This is a genomic window from Streptomyces sp. NPDC007162 (assembly GCF_040634175.1).
Taxonomy (GTDB): domain Bacteria; phylum Actinomycetota; class Actinomycetes; order Streptomycetales; family Streptomycetaceae; genus Streptomyces.
This window is the reverse complement of record NZ_JBEYFC010000207.1, coordinates 1-14,278: the sequence shown is the minus strand read 5'-3', so window position 1 is coordinate 14,278 and position 14,278 is coordinate 1. Positions and strand designations below refer to the sequence as shown.

Genomic DNA, 14,278 nt, shown 5'->3' with positions numbered 1-14,278 from the left:
GTCAAGCGTCAGGTCGCCGGGTTCACCAACAAGGCCGGGCTGCAGTGCACCCGGGGCTTCGACCGCTCCTCCACCGAACGTGCCGTCGACGTCCATGTGATGAACCTGCGCCGGAAGATCGAGTCCGATCCGCGCCGGCCGGTACGCCTGGTGACCGTGTTCGGCGTCGGCTACAAACTGAGCGGCGGCAGGCCGTGACCCCCCGGATACCGTGGCGCAAACGGCTGCTGGTGCGGCTGCTGTTCACCTCGGTCCTGATCGCCGTCTGTTCGGTGGCCGCCACCGCCTGGCTCGCCGTGACGACCACCACCAGCGCACTGGAGGAGGAACAGGGCCAGGACCTCGCCGCCGACAACCGGATCCTCGCCCAGCTCAGCGGCTACGCCGCGGACCACCCGGACTGGACCGGGGTCGGGCACACCGTGCGGACGCTGGCCGCGAGGACCGGCCGCAGGATCGCCCTGACCACCTCCGACCGCACCCTGATCGCCGACTCGGCGCCCGGCGGCACCCCGCTCCCGCCCCGCCCGGCCGCCGCCGTGGACCCCCTGCACACCGACACCTACACGGAGTTCGGCGCCCAGCTCAGCGGCATCGACCCGCGCGCGGTGGGACCGTTCCGGCTCACCGCCCCGGAGCGCGAGAAGCTGGAGGCGGTCGCGAAGAAGGAGCAGACGTGCTTCGACCGGGTGGGCGTGGCGACCAGCGTCCAGCACGTCCCGAGCGGACGGCCGTACGTCGTCGTGGACGACGCCAGGGACGCTCCCCTGGAATTCAAGTTCGGGTGCGGCCGTCTCTACGGCGAGTCGACCGCGCAGACGACCGACGTGCTGGACGTCCCGACCGCCACCGAGGCCAAGGCCCTGGGCGCCCTCACGGACCTGGCCCGTCCCTGCCTGCGGGCCAGGGACCTGGACCTCGGCGGCCCGCTCTCCCTCACCTACGACACGACGGGACGCAACCCGGTCACGGGCGGGTTCCTCGTCACCGGGAAGGGCACCGAGCGGCAGTCGGACCAGACCGCGAGGAACTGCGTCACCAACGCCCGCCGCACCCAGCTCGAACCCTATGTCGCCCCCGCCGCCGAACTGTTCCTCGGCATCGGCGACCAGACCGGGCCCCGCTTCGACATGTCCCGGGCCAACAAGACCCGGATCGTCGGCGCGGCCGGACTGGTCCTCGCGGTCACGGTCGCCGTCACCGCCGTCGTCGCCACCCGTCTGGTACGACCGCTGCGCGCGCTCACCCTCGCCGCACAGCAGCCGCCCGAGCTGCACGCCAGGGTACCGGTGCGCACCCGGGACGAGACCGGACTGCTCGCCGAGGCGTTCAACGACCTGACCGAGCGCCGGGAACGCCTCGAGGAGCAGCGCAAGGCGATGGTCAGCGACATCGCCCACGAGCTGCGCAGCCCGCTCACCAACATCCGCGGCTGGCTGGAGGTCACCAAGGACGGTGTGGTCGCCCCCGATCCGGCGCTCCTCGGCTCCCTGCACGAGGAGGCCCTGGTCCTGCAACGGATCATCGACGACCTCCAGGACCTGGCGGCCGCCGACGCCGGCACCCTGCGCGTGCACCGCGAACCGGTCCGCGCCGCCGACCTGGTCGACCAGGTGGCCGCCGCCCACCGGGTGGCCGCCGACGCGGCCGGAGTCATCCTGCTGACCGACTCCGACGGCACCGCCTGGCTCGACGCCGACCCGGTACGGATGCGGCAGGCGCTCGGCAACCTGGTCTCCAACGCGATCCGGCACACCCCCGCCGAGGGGAGCGTCACCCTGACGGCCCGTCACGACGGCGACGGCATCGTCCTCACCGTGACCGACACCGGGCCGGGCATCGCGGCGGAGGACCTCCCGCACGTCTTCGAGCGGTTCTGGCGCGCGGAGAAGTCCCGCAGCCGCCGCACCGGGGGCAGCGGCCTCGGCCTGCCGATCGTGCGGCACCTGGTGGCCGCCCACGACGGCACGGCCGAGGCGCAGAGCGAGCCGGGCAAGGGCGCCCGGTTCACCCTGCGGCTGCCGGGCGCCGCGGCCCCGGCCGACGTCAGCTGAACCGGCGCGCGGCCGCCTTCCTGCGCCGGGTCAGCAGCCGGCGCTCCGCCTCGGTGGTGCCGCCCCAGATGCCGACGGCCTGCCCCGTGTCCATCGCCCAGTCCAGGCACTGCTCCTGGACAGGGCAGCGCTCGCAGACCGCTTTCGCCCGCCGCGTCTGGTGCAGTGAGGGGCCGGTGGTGCCGATCGGGAAGAAGAGGTCGGGATCCTCGTCGCGGCACTCGGCGTGGTCTCGCCAGTTGTCCATCGATGTCACCTGCGATCCAAGTCGACTCTGCCGTTTCCTGTGCGGGTTGCTCAGCTTCGGGTCACCGGAGCGGGCACCGCTGAAACGGGTAAGTCGCCTGCAATTCGCGGACTTCACTGCTCCCGCAGACCCCAGGGCGAGCCGTACTCGGTCAGCAGGTCGAGGAACGGGCGGGCCGGGAACGCCTCCGGACCGAGGACGCCCGAGCCCGACCACGCGCCGGTGGCCAGGAGTTCGAGGGCGACGACCGGGTTGAGGGCCGTCTGCCACACCACGGCCTGACAACCGTACTCCGCCATGGACCACTGGTTGTCGACAACGTGGTAGAGATACACCTCACGCGCTCGCCCGTCCTTCGTGCCGCGCACCCAGGTGCCCGCACAGGTCTTGCCGTGCATGCGCTCGCCCAGCGTCGCCGGGTCGGGCAGCGAGGCGGCGACCACGTCCCGGGGCGAGACCGCCACCGGCCCGTCGGCGCCGGGCACGGTCACCGGGACGGTGCTGTCCAGGCCGAGCAGGTGCAGCGTCCTCAGCGTCTCGATGAACTCGCCGCCCAGCCCGTACTTGAAGGTGACCCGCCGGGCGTCCACCCAGCGCGGCACCAGCAGCACCTCCTCGTGCTCGACGTTGACGCACTCGACCGGGCCGATCCCGTCCGGGAACTCGAACACCTCCGGCTCGCTGAAGGGCGCGGTCGTGAACCAGCCACGTCCCTTCTCGTAGACGACGGGCGGGTTGAGGCACTCCTCGATGGTGGTCCAGATGTTGAAGGAGGGCGCGAAGTCGTAGCCGTCCACCGTGAGGTTCGCGCCGTCGCGGATGCCGATCTCCTCGATCTCGTCGAAGAGCTCGTCGGCCGCGTACCGTGCGAACACGTCCGACAGGCCCGGCTCCACACCCATCCCGACCAGTGCCAGCGCACCAGCCTCGGCCCACTGCGCAGCCAGCGCGAACTGCTCGTCGCCGAGCTTCACCCCGCACTCCTCGTACGGGCGCTCGGGGTGCGGCCTGGACAGCGACATCGCCATGTCGAGATAGCCCGCGCCGGCCGTACGGGCGGCCCGGAACAGGGGCATGACGAAGCGCGGGTCGGTGGCGTTGAGCAGCACGTCGCAGCCGTGCCGGGCCAGCAGCGCGGCCACGGCCGACTCGTCCCCGGCGTCGACGCGCTCGGCCCGGAACCTGCCGTCGCCGACGGCCGCCACGGCCGCCTCGGCCCGGGCCGGGTCGTGGTCGGCGACCACCATCACGTCGAAGAACGGACGGCGGGCCGCGATCCGGGTGACGGCGGTGCCCACACCACCGGCTCCCACGAGCAGTACACGCATGGCGAAGTCTCCTTCTCGAACAGAGTGCGAGGTCGAGTACGGGGCGCCTTGGCCGGAATCAAACGCCGGTCCTTCGCATAAGGTCAATGGCGTTGGCATAAGGACGGCAGAGGAGCGCGTCATGCCCAAACAGGTCGTACCGGAGAACAGGAGGCGCCGTCGCCGTCCGACGCGCGGCGGTACCGTGCTGTCCGAGCGGCTGATCGTCGACACCGCCCTGCGGCTGCTGCGTGAACACGGCAGCGCGGGCCTCACCGCCCGCCGGCTGGGCCTCGCCCTCGACTGCGACCCCAGCACCCTGTACCGCTACTTCCGGGGCATGGACGACCTGACCCTCGCGATCGGCGACGCCCTCATCGGCCGGGCGCTGGCCGGCTGGACGCCGACGGGGGAGTGGCGCACGGACCTGCGTACGATCGGGCTGCGCATCCACGCGCAGTACGTGTCCCACCCACAGGCGGCCCTGCTGACGGCGAACCGGGTGACGGGGCGGGCCCAGGAACTGGCGGCCGACGAGGCGATCCTGGACGTCCTGCGCAGGGCGGGCTTCCCCCTGGCCGAGACCGTCCGCGTCTACCACGCCTTCATCGACCAGACCCTGGCCTTCGCGGCGCTGGACGCGGCCTCCCTGGCCCTGCCGAAGGACTCCCAGCGAGCGGACGAGGCCAAGTGGAACTCGACGTACGCCCGCCTGCCCCGCACGAGCCACCCCCGCATCGCGGAAGCGGCCCCGTTGCTGGCGAAACGCATGGTGACCAGCGCCTACCCGACGGCCCTGGACATGCTCCTGGACAGCGCAGAACGGTCCTTGTGATCCCCGGCCGGAGCTACGGCCGGCGCAGCGCACCCTCCGCCGTACGCGCCACTGCCTCCGCGACCGCCCCCAACGCCGGCGAATCCAGCTTCCACTGCTGCCAGTACAAGGGCACGTCCACCCACAACCCCGGCCCCCCGAGCCGCACCAGCCTCCCCTCCCGCAACCGCGGCTCCGCCTGCGCCTCCGGCACCATCCCCCACCCGAGCCCGGCCGTCACCGCGTCCACGAACCCCTCCGAGGTGGGTACGTAATGCCGTAGCGCGCTCGCCCCACTCCGCCCCAGCCGCCGCAGGAACCCGTCCTGGAAGTCGTCCCTCCGGTCGAACACCAGCACCGGCGCCTCGGCGAGCGCGTCCGCCAGCCCACCGCGCACATGCGCCGCCGCGAACCGCGGCGCCGCCACCGGCAGGTACCGCATCCGCCCCAGCGCCCGCACCGAGCACCCGGGCACCGGATCCGGCGCCGAGGTGACCGCCGCCATCACCAGCCCCTCCCGCAGCAGCGCGGCCGTGTGGTCCTCGTCCTCCCGCCGCAGTTCCACGAAGATCCCCGGCAGCGCGGTCAGCGCCCCCAGGAACCAGGTAGCCAGCGAGTCCGCGTTGACCGCGACCGACACCCGGGTCGGCTCCCCGGCGCCGCTCATGCCCAGTTCGCCGCGCGCGTCCCGTTCCAGCCTGCCCAGCTGCCGGGCGAACCGGACCAGCACCTCGCCCGACTCCGTCGGCCGCACCGGCTTGGTGCGCTGGAGCAGTACCCGGCCGGTGCGCTGCTCCAGCGCCTTCACCCGCTGGCTGACCGCCGACGGCGTCACATGCAGGGCCGCGGCCGCCGCGTCGAACGTGCCCTCGTCGACCACCGCCAGCAGCGTCCGCACCTGGTCGAGGGGAAGTTCCACCGTTCACTCCCGTCATCAGTTCTGCTTAGGGTACGTAAAAATCCTTAGCTGTACGTAAGCCGATCACTTCCGTAGCGTCGAGGGCATGTCCAGTTCTCTCGCCGCCGCTGCCGCGGGTTTCGGCAGCGGCCTCTCGCTGATCGTCGCGATCGGCGCCCAGAACGCCTTCGTCCTGCGCCAGGGCGTCCGCCGGGACGCGGTCCTCGCCGTCGTCGGCATCTGCGCCCTTTCCGACGCCCTGCTCATCTCCCTCGGCGTCGGCGGGGTGGGCGCGATCGTGGTGGCGTGGCCGGGCGCGGTGCGGGCGGTCGGCCTGGTCGGCGGTGCCTTCCTGCTCTGCTACGGCGCGTCGGCCGCCCGCCGGGTGCTGCGGCCCGGCACCGGCGGACTGCGGACCGAGGGCGAGGCGGCCGGGTCCCGGCGGCGGGCGGTGCTCACCTGCCTCGCCATGACCTGGCTGAACCCGCACGTCTACCTGGACACCGTGTTCCTGCTCGGCTCCCTCGCCGCCCACCGCGGCGACCTGCGCTGGACCTTCGGACTCGGCGCCGCCCTGGCCAGCCTCTGCTGGTTCACCGCCCTCGGCTTCGGGGCGCGGCTGCTCGGCCGGTGGCTCGCCGGACCGGCCGCCTGGCGGGTGCTGGACGGTCTGGTGGCGCTGACCATGCTCGGTCTCGGCCTGATGCTGCTGGCCGGGTCCTGAGCCGTCCGGCAGCCGCATCCTGAGACAACCGGTTCGGCGACCGCGGGAGTTGCTGGGATAGTGAATGCCGAATCGAAAGATGTAGCGAGCATTCAAGAAGACCAGGACGTCCGTGGACACCAGCGAGAGCAGCACCCGACCCGGCACAGAGCCCTCTGACGGGACCACGGCGTCCCCGCCCCGGCGCGGCTGGCGCCGCTGGGCGATGGACACCCGCCCCCTGCGCATCCCCGCCTACCGCAGGCTGTGGTCCTCGACCATCGTCACCTCGGTCGGCAGCCAGCTCACCGCGGTGGCCGTGCCCAAGCAGATCTTCGACCTCACCGGCTCCTCGGCCTGGGTGGGCGCCGCGAGCCTCGCCGGGCTGCTGCCGCTGATCGTGTTCGCGCTGTGGGGCGGCGCGGTGGCCGACAGCATGGACCGCCGCAAGCTGCTGCTGATCACCAACACCGGGATCGGCGTCACCTCGCTGCTGTTCTGGCTCCAGGCCGCCACCGGAACGGAGTCGGTGGCCGCACTGATGGTGCTGCTCGCCGTGCAGCAGGCGTTCTGGGGCCTGAACGCGCCCGCCCGTACCGCCTCCATAGCCCGGCTGGTGCCCGAGGCCCAGCTGCCCGCCGCGAACGCCCTGGGGTCCACGGTCATGCAGACCGGACAGGTGGTGGGCCCGCTGCTGGCCGGTGCCCTCATCCCCGTCATCGGGCTGCCGGAGCTGTACCTGATCGACGCGCTGGCGCTGTGCGTCACGGTGTGGGCGGTCTACCGGCTGCCCGCGCTGCCGCCCCTGGCGGGCGGCGCGGCGCGGCGGGCCGGGGTGCGCGAGATCGCGGAGGGGTTCCGCTACATCTCCCTGCACAAGGTGCTGCTGCTGTCGTTCCTGGCGGACATCATCGCGATGGTCTTCGGCATGCCCCGGGCGCTGTTCCCGCAACTGGCGGCCCAGACCTACGGCTCGTACGGCGAGGGGCTCGCACTCGGCCTGCTGTTCGCGGCGATCCCCATCGGCGCGGTCCTCGGCGGGCTCTTCTCGGGTACGTTCTCGCGGGCGCGCCGACACGGTCCCATGGTGATCGGGGCGGTCGTCGGCTGGGGCGCCGCCATCGCCGGGTTCGGGCTGAGCGCGAACCTGTGGGTGGGCGCCGCCTTCCTGGCCGCGGCCGGGGTCGCCGACATGGTCTCGATGGTCTTCCGGGGCGCGATCCTGCTCTCCGCCGCGACCGACGAGATGCGCGGCCGGATGCAGGGCGTGTTCACGGTGGTGGTCGCGGGCGGTCCCCGGCTGGCCGACGTGCTGCACGGCACCGCGGGCTCGGTCTTCGGGCCCCGTGCCGCCGTCGCGGGCGGCGGACTGCTGGTGGTGGTCGCGATGCTGACCCTGGCCACGGCCGTCCCCGCCCTGCGCCGCTACCGCGTCTGACCGGCTACACGGGGCGGCGCCCGACGTACGCGTCGAGGAGCTTGCCCCGGGTGATCTCCAGTCGCCCGGCGAGGATCTCGGCGACGGTCCGCACCAGCGAGAGGCCCAGCAGCGGGTCCTCCACGCACAGGGCGAGCACGGCCGCCGCGTCGTACTCGTAGGCCCGCACCCGGCTGAACGCCACCGCCCCGAAGTCCCAGGTGTACGGCGGGAACAGCCATGACCAGCCGAGCAGGTCGCCGGCGCCCAGACTGGCGACGGTGACCCGCCGGTGGGACGTCACCTCCTGGTCCAGGTTGACCGCTCCCGAACGGATCACCCAGAAGCGGTCCGCGGTGCCGCCGGCCTCGAAGATCCGGAAGTCCTCGGGGAAGGAGACCTCGTGCGCCAGTTCCATGAGGCGCTCGCGTTGTGCCTGGGGGAGGGCGGTCAGCAGTTTGATGGCTTTGGTCATGGGCGGGGCTCCTCGCCGGCGAGGGTACGGGGGCATTCCCTACGCCCATTTCAGCCGCTGCCGCCGCGCCGGGCACCTCGAAGACGGTGAGAATCGCCGTCCGGGCATGAAAAAGCCCTGGCTGGACGGGGGAGGCCAGCCAGGGCCGTCAGAGGTGGTGCGGGGAGGACCCGATGTCAACTCCTCGACCACTTATGGGTGAACGGTAAACCATCCGGAGCGGTTTCGCGCAACCAGGAACAGGCTACGTGACCCGTTTCACTTTGGGGAGCCCCTGGAGGCCGTCAACGGGTTTGGCGGTGCCGCGACCGGTGAGCCGAAAGAGAGAGGCCCGTAACGACGGGACACCCGCAGACCCACCGGTCCACCACTCAGGGAGCGAAAGGATGCGCGAACAGCACCGGACCGACTCAGCAGTGGCACCGCCCGAGACACACCGGCCACCGCCGATCCAGCCCGCCGACGCCCGCAGAGCCGTCCGGGGCGAGGTCGCGAGGCAAGCCACGAGCTACGGCGCCACCGGCCTCGAGGACGCGTTGCTCGTCACCTCGGAACTGGCCACCAACGCGATCCTGCACGGCGGCGGCATCACCGGCTTCGACGTCGACGTCGAAGCGGGCGCGGTGCGGGTGTCCGTCAGCGACGGCAGCGACGAGGTGCCGGTGGTCGAGCGGGCCGTGGACGAGCGGCACCGCTGGCGGGTCGGGGGCCGTGGCTGGCCCATCGTGTGCCGGCTGGCCCGGGACGTCGAGGTCGCCGGACTGCCCTCCGGGGGAAAGCGGATCTCCGCGGTCGTACCGCTCGCGTGAACCACGTTTTTCCCCGGTTGTGTTTGCGCCGGGTGCGAGGGGGCAGGCGGAGTGTCGTGCTTCGGACCGGAGGCGCGCGCCGGAGGGAGCAGTGGCTCCACAGCCCCCGGGCCCGTACACGGTCCGGACGGTGCTCCCGCGGCGACCCTGACACCACAGTTCGGGTCGATTCTCGGAACCACGTTCCGGCGACGCCCTGAAACCCACAGTTCAGGAGCGATTCCGTATGCTCACCGACTTGTCGACCAGCCGTCCCGCCACGCCCGGCCACACCGCTGGGGGGACGTCGCGTCGCACCCATGACGACGCCCCCGACACAGCGGCCCTGTTCACCCGCCTCGCCGCCCTCGACGAGGGCCCCGAACGGGACGCGCTGCGCGACGAACTGGTCGCGGCCTGGCTGCCCATGGCCCACCGCATCGCCGGCCGCTTCCGCGACCGCGGCGAAGCGGTCGAAGACCTCCGCCAGGTCGCCGCCCTCGGCCTCGTCAAGGCCGTCGACCGCTACGACCCCTCCCGCGGCGCCTTCGAGTCCTACGCCGTGCCCACCATCACCGGCGAGGTCAAACGCCACTTCCGCGACCGCATGTGGGCCCTGCGCGTCCCCCGCCGCGTCCAGGAACTGCGCAACCGCGTCCGCGTCGCCCGCCGCGTCCTGACCGAGAACCCCGGCTCCCCCGAACCCAGCATCGCCGACCTCGCCTCCCACACCGGACTGACCGAGGACGAGGTCACCGCCGGCCTGGAAGCCCTCGAAAGCTTCAGCACCCTGTCCCTGGACGCCGAACTGTCCAGCACCGAGGACGGCTACAGCCTCGCCGACACCCTCGGCGACACCGACGGCTCCTACGACACCGTCATCGACCGCGAAGCCGCCAAGGAAGGACTGCGCCGCCTGCCCGAACGCGAACGCGCCATCCTCTACATGCGCTTCTTCGAGGACATGACCCAAAGCCGCATCGCCGACCAGCTCGGCATCTCCCAGATGCACGTCTCCCGCCTCATCAGCCGCAGCTGCGCCCGCGTCCGCGCCGAAGCGATGCGCGGGTGACGCGTCCGCCGCAGGCCGTCCGTCGTACCGCCGTACCCGTTCCGATCCGAGGAGACCGTCCCATGCTCATGCCCCACCCCGCGACCCTGCGCAGACTCGTCAAGGAGTACGAAGCACTCCTCGTGACCGAGACACTCGTCGACGACGCCTCGGTGGGCACCCGCCTGCAGGACCTGGCCTACACCCTCTGCGTGTCCACCGGGACACGGCAGGTCACGGACGCCCTGCGCGTGGCACACGAGTACCTCGACCGCACCCTGGACAGCGCCGACGGCACGGGTGCCGGGCCCGCCGCGGGCCCGGCACGGACCATTCTCGGCCGCCCGGTGGCCCGCACACCGGCCCGCAGCGTGCTGCCCCAGGGCTGACGGACGCCCGGCGACACCCTCGTCCTGGTCCCGGCCCGACGCGACGGGCCGGGACCGGCCGCGCTCAGGCGTCGGCGCCGACCGGCGGCAGGCGGTGTACGGACCGTGCCCGTCCAGGCGCAGAACGGTGGCGTCGTCGGAAAGGCGGCCGGCACAGATGTCGGTCACGGCGGCCGTGAGGGCCCGCACGACCTCGCGCGGGTGGTCGTCGGCCGTGCCGTGCAGCAGGCCCGGCAGGTCGATCTTCTCCGCAGGCCGACGCTCTGGACCTGGTAGGCGCCCTGCCCGGACACTCCGAAGGGCAGATCGACGTCGCAGGCGCAGGGGCCGGGGATGGCCGGCGTTGACCAGGTGGGCGCTGCCGCCGACGAGGTCGAGGAGCGCCTGGTGCGCCTGGCGGGCCTGCTCGGCCGGCCCCCTGCCGGCCCGCCGGGCACCGCGGGAGGCGTTGACGAGGAGGGTGGCGATGAGCGAGGCGTCGGTGACGGACAACGGAAGCAACTGGAGCTGGATCTCGCCTCCCTGCATGCCCTCACAGGTACCTCGCACGCCCTTTGCCACACACCTGACCCTGCACCCGCCCCCGGATCGCCGGACGGACGGTGTTCCGGTGCGGCTGCCGGGAAACCCGTGGTGTCATGGACAACACTGCGGAACATCGGAAAACTGCGGGGAACGACGTCTGCCCGCCCTGGGTGCTGCGCGGGTACGCGATCCTCGCCGACGGGGAACGCGCGGCCGTGGTGGATCCGGAGGGCCGGATCGTGTGGCTGTGCGCCCCCCGGTGGCACAGTGACGCGGTGTTCTCCTCCCTCGTGGGCGGCGGTGGCTTTTTCGGTGTCGAGCCGGAGGACGGCCGGCACGTGTGGGGCGGCTACTACGAGGACTCCACCCTGATCTGGGTGAACCGCTGGGTGACCACCGACTCGGTGATCGAGTGCCGGGACGCTCTGGCCATGCCTGCGTCCGCCGACCGTCTGGTGCTGCTGCGGCGCATGCGGGTGGAGAAGGGTGAGGCCCGGCTGCGGGTCACCCTCGCCCCTCGGCCCGGATTCGGCGCGGACCGCCTGTCGGCCCCCCGGCTGGAGGAGGGGCTGTGGACCGCCGGGTCGGGTGGTCTGCGGATGCGGCTCACGGGCGCGGCGCGGGCGCGGTGGATTCCCGGGCCCACGTTGCAGGGCGGTTTCCGGCTGTGCGAAGGGGAACAGCACGACCTCGTCCTTGAGCTGTCCACCGCGGAGCCGGGGCCCGCGCCGGACCCCCACTCGTTGTGGGCGGCCACCGAGGAGGCCTGGCGGCGGGCCGTACCGGACTGCTCCGCCCTGGCCGCTCCCCGGGACGCCCGGCACGCCTACGCGGTGCTGCACGGGCTGACCAGTTCCGCCGGCGGCATGGTCGCCGCGGCCACCACGTCGCTGCCCGAACGCGCCAACGCCGGACGCAACTACGACTACCGGTTCGCCTGGGTGCGCGACCAGTGCTATGCGGGTCTGGCCGTCGCCGCCCACGGTCCGCACGAGCTGCTCGACACCGCCGTACGCTTCACCGCGGAACGCGTCCTCGCCGACGGCCAGGACCTGCACCCGGCGTACACCGTCGACGGCGGACCGGTTCCGCAGGAACGGCGCCTCGTGCTGCCCGGCTATCCGGGCGGCACCGACCGGATCGGCAACAAGGCGGCCAAGCAGTTCCAGCTCGACGCGTTCGGGGAAGCCCTCCAGCTGTTCGCGGCGGCCGCTCACCACGACCGGCTCACCCCGGACGCCGAGCGGGCCGTGACCGTGGCGGTCGACGCCGTGGAACGCAACTGGATGCTGCCGGACGCCGGGCTGTGGGAGCTGGACGACCGCTGGTGGACGCAGTCCCGGCTCAGTGTCGTGTGCGGGCTCCGCCGCGTGGCCGAGGCGCTGCCGGGCGGTCCGACGGCGCGGCGCTGTAGCGAGACCGCCGAGGTGGTCCTCGCCGAGACCCGGCGCCGTTGCCTGCGGCCCGACGGCAGATGGCGCAGGGCCGAGGACGACGACGGCCCGGAAGCCGCCCTTCTCACGCCCCTGGCCCGGGGCTGTCCGCCCGCCGACGATCCCAGCAACGCGATCACCCGGCGGTTCATCGAGGAGCGACTGGGTGAGGACGGTCACCTCTACCGCTTCGTCCATGAGGACATCCCGCTGGGCGAGGCGGAAGGGGCGTTCCTGCTCTGCGGGTTCACCATGGCCCTGGCCACCGACCACCTGGGTGACCGCGCCCGCGCGCTGCGCTGGTTCGAGAGGACCCGGGCGGCCTGCGGTCCGGCCGGGCTGTTCGCGGAGGAGTACGACGTCCGCCAGCGTCAGCTGCGCGGCAACCTTCCCCAGGCGTTCGTCCACGCCCTCCTGCTGGAGTGCGCGGTCCGCCTGAACGACGCCTCCACGCTCCCGCTCTGAGACGGGGGGGACGGCGCCCTACGTGTGCGCGGTCCCGTCGTCCTCGGTGTCCTCGGTGTCCTCGCCCTCGGCCTGCGAGGGGGTGGTGCGGGGCACGTCGCCGCCGTGCGGGTTCTCCTGCGGATCGGTGGGCGGCTCCTCTTCGGGCCGCTCGCCTTCCGCCTGGGACGGGGTCGATTCGCTCATGCCGGTCTCCTCGGTCTCGGGACGCAGGCTCAGGGCGAGCTGTTCATACCAGTGATCATGTCGGTGACCTCGGCGACGCCGCCGCGGGCCAGTGCCTGCCGTTGCCGGTCCGCGCCGGTGCCCAGTTGAAGCAGCCGGTGCACCAGGGCCCTGACCTCCCGCGCGTCTCCCGCGTCCTCCAGGGCCGGACCGACGTGGCGCATCAGGTGGCAGACGACGTCCCCGGCACGTCGCCGTCCGCCGTCCGGGTCGATCAGGTCCCCGGAGAGTCCGTGGCGGGCGGCCTGCCACATCGCCCCCTCCAGCAGTTCCGGATCCGGCTGCGGTCGCGGCACGACCTCGGCGACGTCCCACATCGCGCGTTGCACGAGGGCCCGTACCACTCCGGCGAACAGGACGGCCTCGTCGGTGCCCAGCTGGACGTCGAAGCAGCGGATCTCGAGGGTGGGATAGTGCTCGGACAGTCTGGCCTGCCAGTAGAGCTGGCCGGTGTCGGCGATGACACCGACGTCCAGCAGGCGTTGCACCCGCCGGTCGTAGTCGGTGTCGTCGGCGAAGTACGGGGGGACGCCGCTGACCGGCCACCGGTCGTAGATCAGGGTGCGCCAGGTGGCGAAGCCGGTGTCCTCGCCCTCCCAGAGCGGGGAGTTGGCCGACATCGCGGTCAGTACGGGCAGCCAGGGCCGGATCCGGTCGAGGACCTGCACGCCGGTGGGCCGGTCGGGCACGGCGGCGTGGATGTGCATGCCGTTGACGAGCTGTTCGGCCACCAGTTGCGGAGCCTGCCGCTGCATGGCCCGGTAGCGGGGGGAGTCGGTGACCGGGACGGATCGGGTGTGCGACGGGGGTGTGCCGCTGGCCAGCAGGCGGCAGCCCAGTGCTTCCGCCGCGGCGGTGACGGCGTGCCGCAGCCGCAGCAGATGGCCGCCGACCTCGTCGAGCGTGCCGCAGACGGGGGTGACAGCTTCGACCTGGGCCTGGGACAGCTCCGGATGGAGTTCCTGGGCGGCCACGAACGGCTTCAGTCCCGCCGCCGAGCGCACCTTGTCCCCTTGCGGCGCGGGCCGACCGGTGACCGCGTCGATCAGCAGGTATTCCTCTTCGACACCCAGGGTGATCACGTCGGTGCGCCTTCCGTCTCTCGGCCTCCCGGCCGTGCCCGCCGCCTGCGAGGACCGGAGCGGCTTGCGCAGACCAAGTGACCGCAAGCACCGCGGAACAAACGTGGTCGAAGTGAGGCATGGTCCGGTCCCTCCTCGGTACTTCGCACGCAGGGATCACCGGCGAGTGAAGGAGGTTCGAGATGAGCGACGAGAACATGGCGGACGACGTCTACCAGCCCGTCGGCGACAACGAGGAGCAGGAGGACGCGGCACCGCTGGACCTCCAGGACGCGGTCGACGAACGCACCTACGACGACGTCCTCGACGAGGGATACTCGCCGTCACCGAGGCCACCCCGCTGCGGTTCCGGGACTACGATCCCGTCTTCACCCGCGACGGCAAACACCTCGCCTTCCTCTCCAC

General features: G+C 72.4%; 16 protein-coding genes and 1 pseudogene. 11 read left to right on the top strand and 6 right to left on the bottom strand.

Translation table 11 applies throughout. The features are described 5' to 3' along the window. Positions 1 to 198: helix-turn-helix domain-containing protein (locus ABZ646_RS23850; RefSeq protein ID WP_360522345.1), on the top strand; the 198-nt coding region annotated here is incomplete at its 5' end. Further along, complete coding sequence (locus tag ABZ646_RS23845; protein ID WP_360522342.1) at positions 195 to 2,054, top strand: HAMP domain-containing sensor histidine kinase; 1,860 nt, start codon at positions 195 to 197, stop codon at positions 2,052 to 2,054. The genes ABZ646_RS23850 and ABZ646_RS23845, both read left to right, overlap by 4 nt. Here ABZ646_RS23845 and ABZ646_RS23840 read toward each other — a convergent pair. Next, positions 2,047 to 2,301: a WhiB family transcriptional regulator gene (locus ABZ646_RS23840; RefSeq protein WP_360522339.1), complete on the bottom strand. Its 255-nt coding sequence runs from the start codon at positions 2,299 to 2,301 to the stop codon at positions 2,047 to 2,049. The genes ABZ646_RS23845 and ABZ646_RS23840 overlap by 8 nt on opposite strands. Positions 2,302 to 2,414: 113 nt before the next feature. Next, positions 2,415 to 3,629, bottom strand: a complete 1,215-nt coding sequence (locus ABZ646_RS23835) for a saccharopine dehydrogenase C-terminal domain-containing protein (protein ID WP_360522336.1) — start codon at positions 3,627 to 3,629, stop codon at positions 2,415 to 2,417. Positions 3,630 to 3,750: 121 nt separating this feature from the next. Between ABZ646_RS23835 and ABZ646_RS23830 the strand changes: the two genes are divergently transcribed. Next, positions 3,751 to 4,443, top strand: coding sequence for a helix-turn-helix domain-containing protein (locus tag ABZ646_RS23830; RefSeq protein ID WP_360522333.1), 693 nt, complete (start codon positions 3,751 to 3,753; stop codon positions 4,441 to 4,443). 13 nt (positions 4,444 to 4,456) lie between these two features. Here the strand turns inward: ABZ646_RS23830 and ABZ646_RS23825 are convergent, their stop codons facing one another. Next, the gene (locus ABZ646_RS23825; RefSeq protein ID WP_360522330.1) at positions 4,457 to 5,341 is read right to left on the bottom strand and encodes a LysR family transcriptional regulator ArgP; all 885 of its coding nucleotides are present in this window, start codon (positions 5,339 to 5,341) and stop codon (positions 4,457 to 4,459) included. 85 nt (positions 5,342 to 5,426) lie between these two features. Here ABZ646_RS23825 and ABZ646_RS23820 point away from each other — a divergent pair, with 85 nt between their 5' ends. Together ABZ646_RS23820 and ABZ646_RS23815 are read left to right on the top strand one after the other, a co-directional pair. Further along, on the top strand, positions 5,427 to 6,044 hold the full coding sequence (locus ABZ646_RS23820) for a LysE family transporter (RefSeq protein ID WP_360522327.1): 618 nt from the start codon (positions 5,427 to 5,429) through the stop codon (positions 6,042 to 6,044). Between the two features lie 112 nt (positions 6,045 to 6,156). Further along, the gene (locus ABZ646_RS23815; protein ID WP_360522324.1) at positions 6,157 to 7,461 is read left to right on the top strand and encodes an MFS transporter; all 1,305 of its coding nucleotides are present in this window, start codon (positions 6,157 to 6,159) and stop codon (positions 7,459 to 7,461) included. 4 nt (positions 7,462 to 7,465) lie between these two features. On the opposite strand, the gene ABZ646_RS23810 is transcribed toward ABZ646_RS23815, so the two are convergent. Beyond that, positions 7,466 to 7,915, bottom strand: a complete 450-nt coding sequence (locus ABZ646_RS23810; RefSeq protein ID WP_360522321.1) for a cyclic nucleotide-binding domain-containing protein — start codon at positions 7,913 to 7,915, stop codon at positions 7,466 to 7,468. 386 nt (positions 7,916 to 8,301) lie between these two features. Between ABZ646_RS23810 and ABZ646_RS23805 the strand changes: the two genes are divergently transcribed. The 5 genes from ABZ646_RS23805 (at position 8,302) to ABZ646_RS23785 (ending at position 12,566) form a co-directional block, all read left to right on the top strand. Beyond that, positions 8,302 to 8,724: an ATP-binding protein gene (locus ABZ646_RS23805; protein ID WP_360522318.1), complete on the top strand. Its 423-nt coding sequence runs from the start codon at positions 8,302 to 8,304 to the stop codon at positions 8,722 to 8,724. Between the two features lie 226 nt (positions 8,725 to 8,950). After that, complete coding sequence (locus ABZ646_RS23800) at positions 8,951 to 9,775, top strand: SigB/SigF/SigG family RNA polymerase sigma factor (RefSeq protein ID WP_360522315.1); 825 nt, start codon at positions 8,951 to 8,953, stop codon at positions 9,773 to 9,775. 62 nt (positions 9,776 to 9,837) lie between these two features. Beyond that, the gene (locus ABZ646_RS23795; RefSeq protein WP_360522312.1) at positions 9,838 to 10,143 is read left to right on the top strand and encodes a DUF5133 domain-containing protein; all 306 of its coding nucleotides are present in this window, start codon (positions 9,838 to 9,840) and stop codon (positions 10,141 to 10,143) included. Between the two features lie 105 nt (positions 10,144 to 10,248). Beyond that, positions 10,249 to 10,419, top strand: a complete 171-nt coding sequence (locus ABZ646_RS23790) for a hypothetical protein (protein ID WP_360522309.1) — start codon at positions 10,249 to 10,251, stop codon at positions 10,417 to 10,419. Between the two features lie 362 nt (positions 10,420 to 10,781). After that, a complete protein-coding gene (locus ABZ646_RS23785; protein WP_360522306.1) occupies positions 10,782 to 12,566 on the top strand; it encodes a glycoside hydrolase family 15 protein in 1,785 nt (594 codons plus the stop codon). 18 nt (positions 12,567 to 12,584) lie between these two features. Here ABZ646_RS23785 and ABZ646_RS23780 read toward each other — a convergent pair whose 3' ends face one another. Together ABZ646_RS23780 and ABZ646_RS23775 are read right to left on the bottom strand one after the other, a co-directional pair. Beyond that, positions 12,585 to 12,752: a hypothetical protein gene (locus tag ABZ646_RS23780; protein WP_360522303.1), complete on the bottom strand. Its 168-nt coding sequence runs from the start codon at positions 12,750 to 12,752 to the stop codon at positions 12,585 to 12,587. Positions 12,753 to 12,781: 29 nt separating this feature from the next. After that, complete coding sequence (locus tag ABZ646_RS23775; protein ID WP_360522300.1) at positions 12,782 to 13,873, bottom strand: glutamate--cysteine ligase; 1,092 nt, start codon at positions 13,871 to 13,873, stop codon at positions 12,782 to 12,784. A gap of 182 nt (positions 13,874 to 14,055) precedes the next feature. On the opposite strand from ABZ646_RS23775, the pseudogene ABZ646_RS23770 reads away from it, so the two are divergent. Beyond that, positions 14,056 to 14,278: pseudogene (locus ABZ646_RS23770) on the top strand (hypothetical protein); the annotation flags it as partial.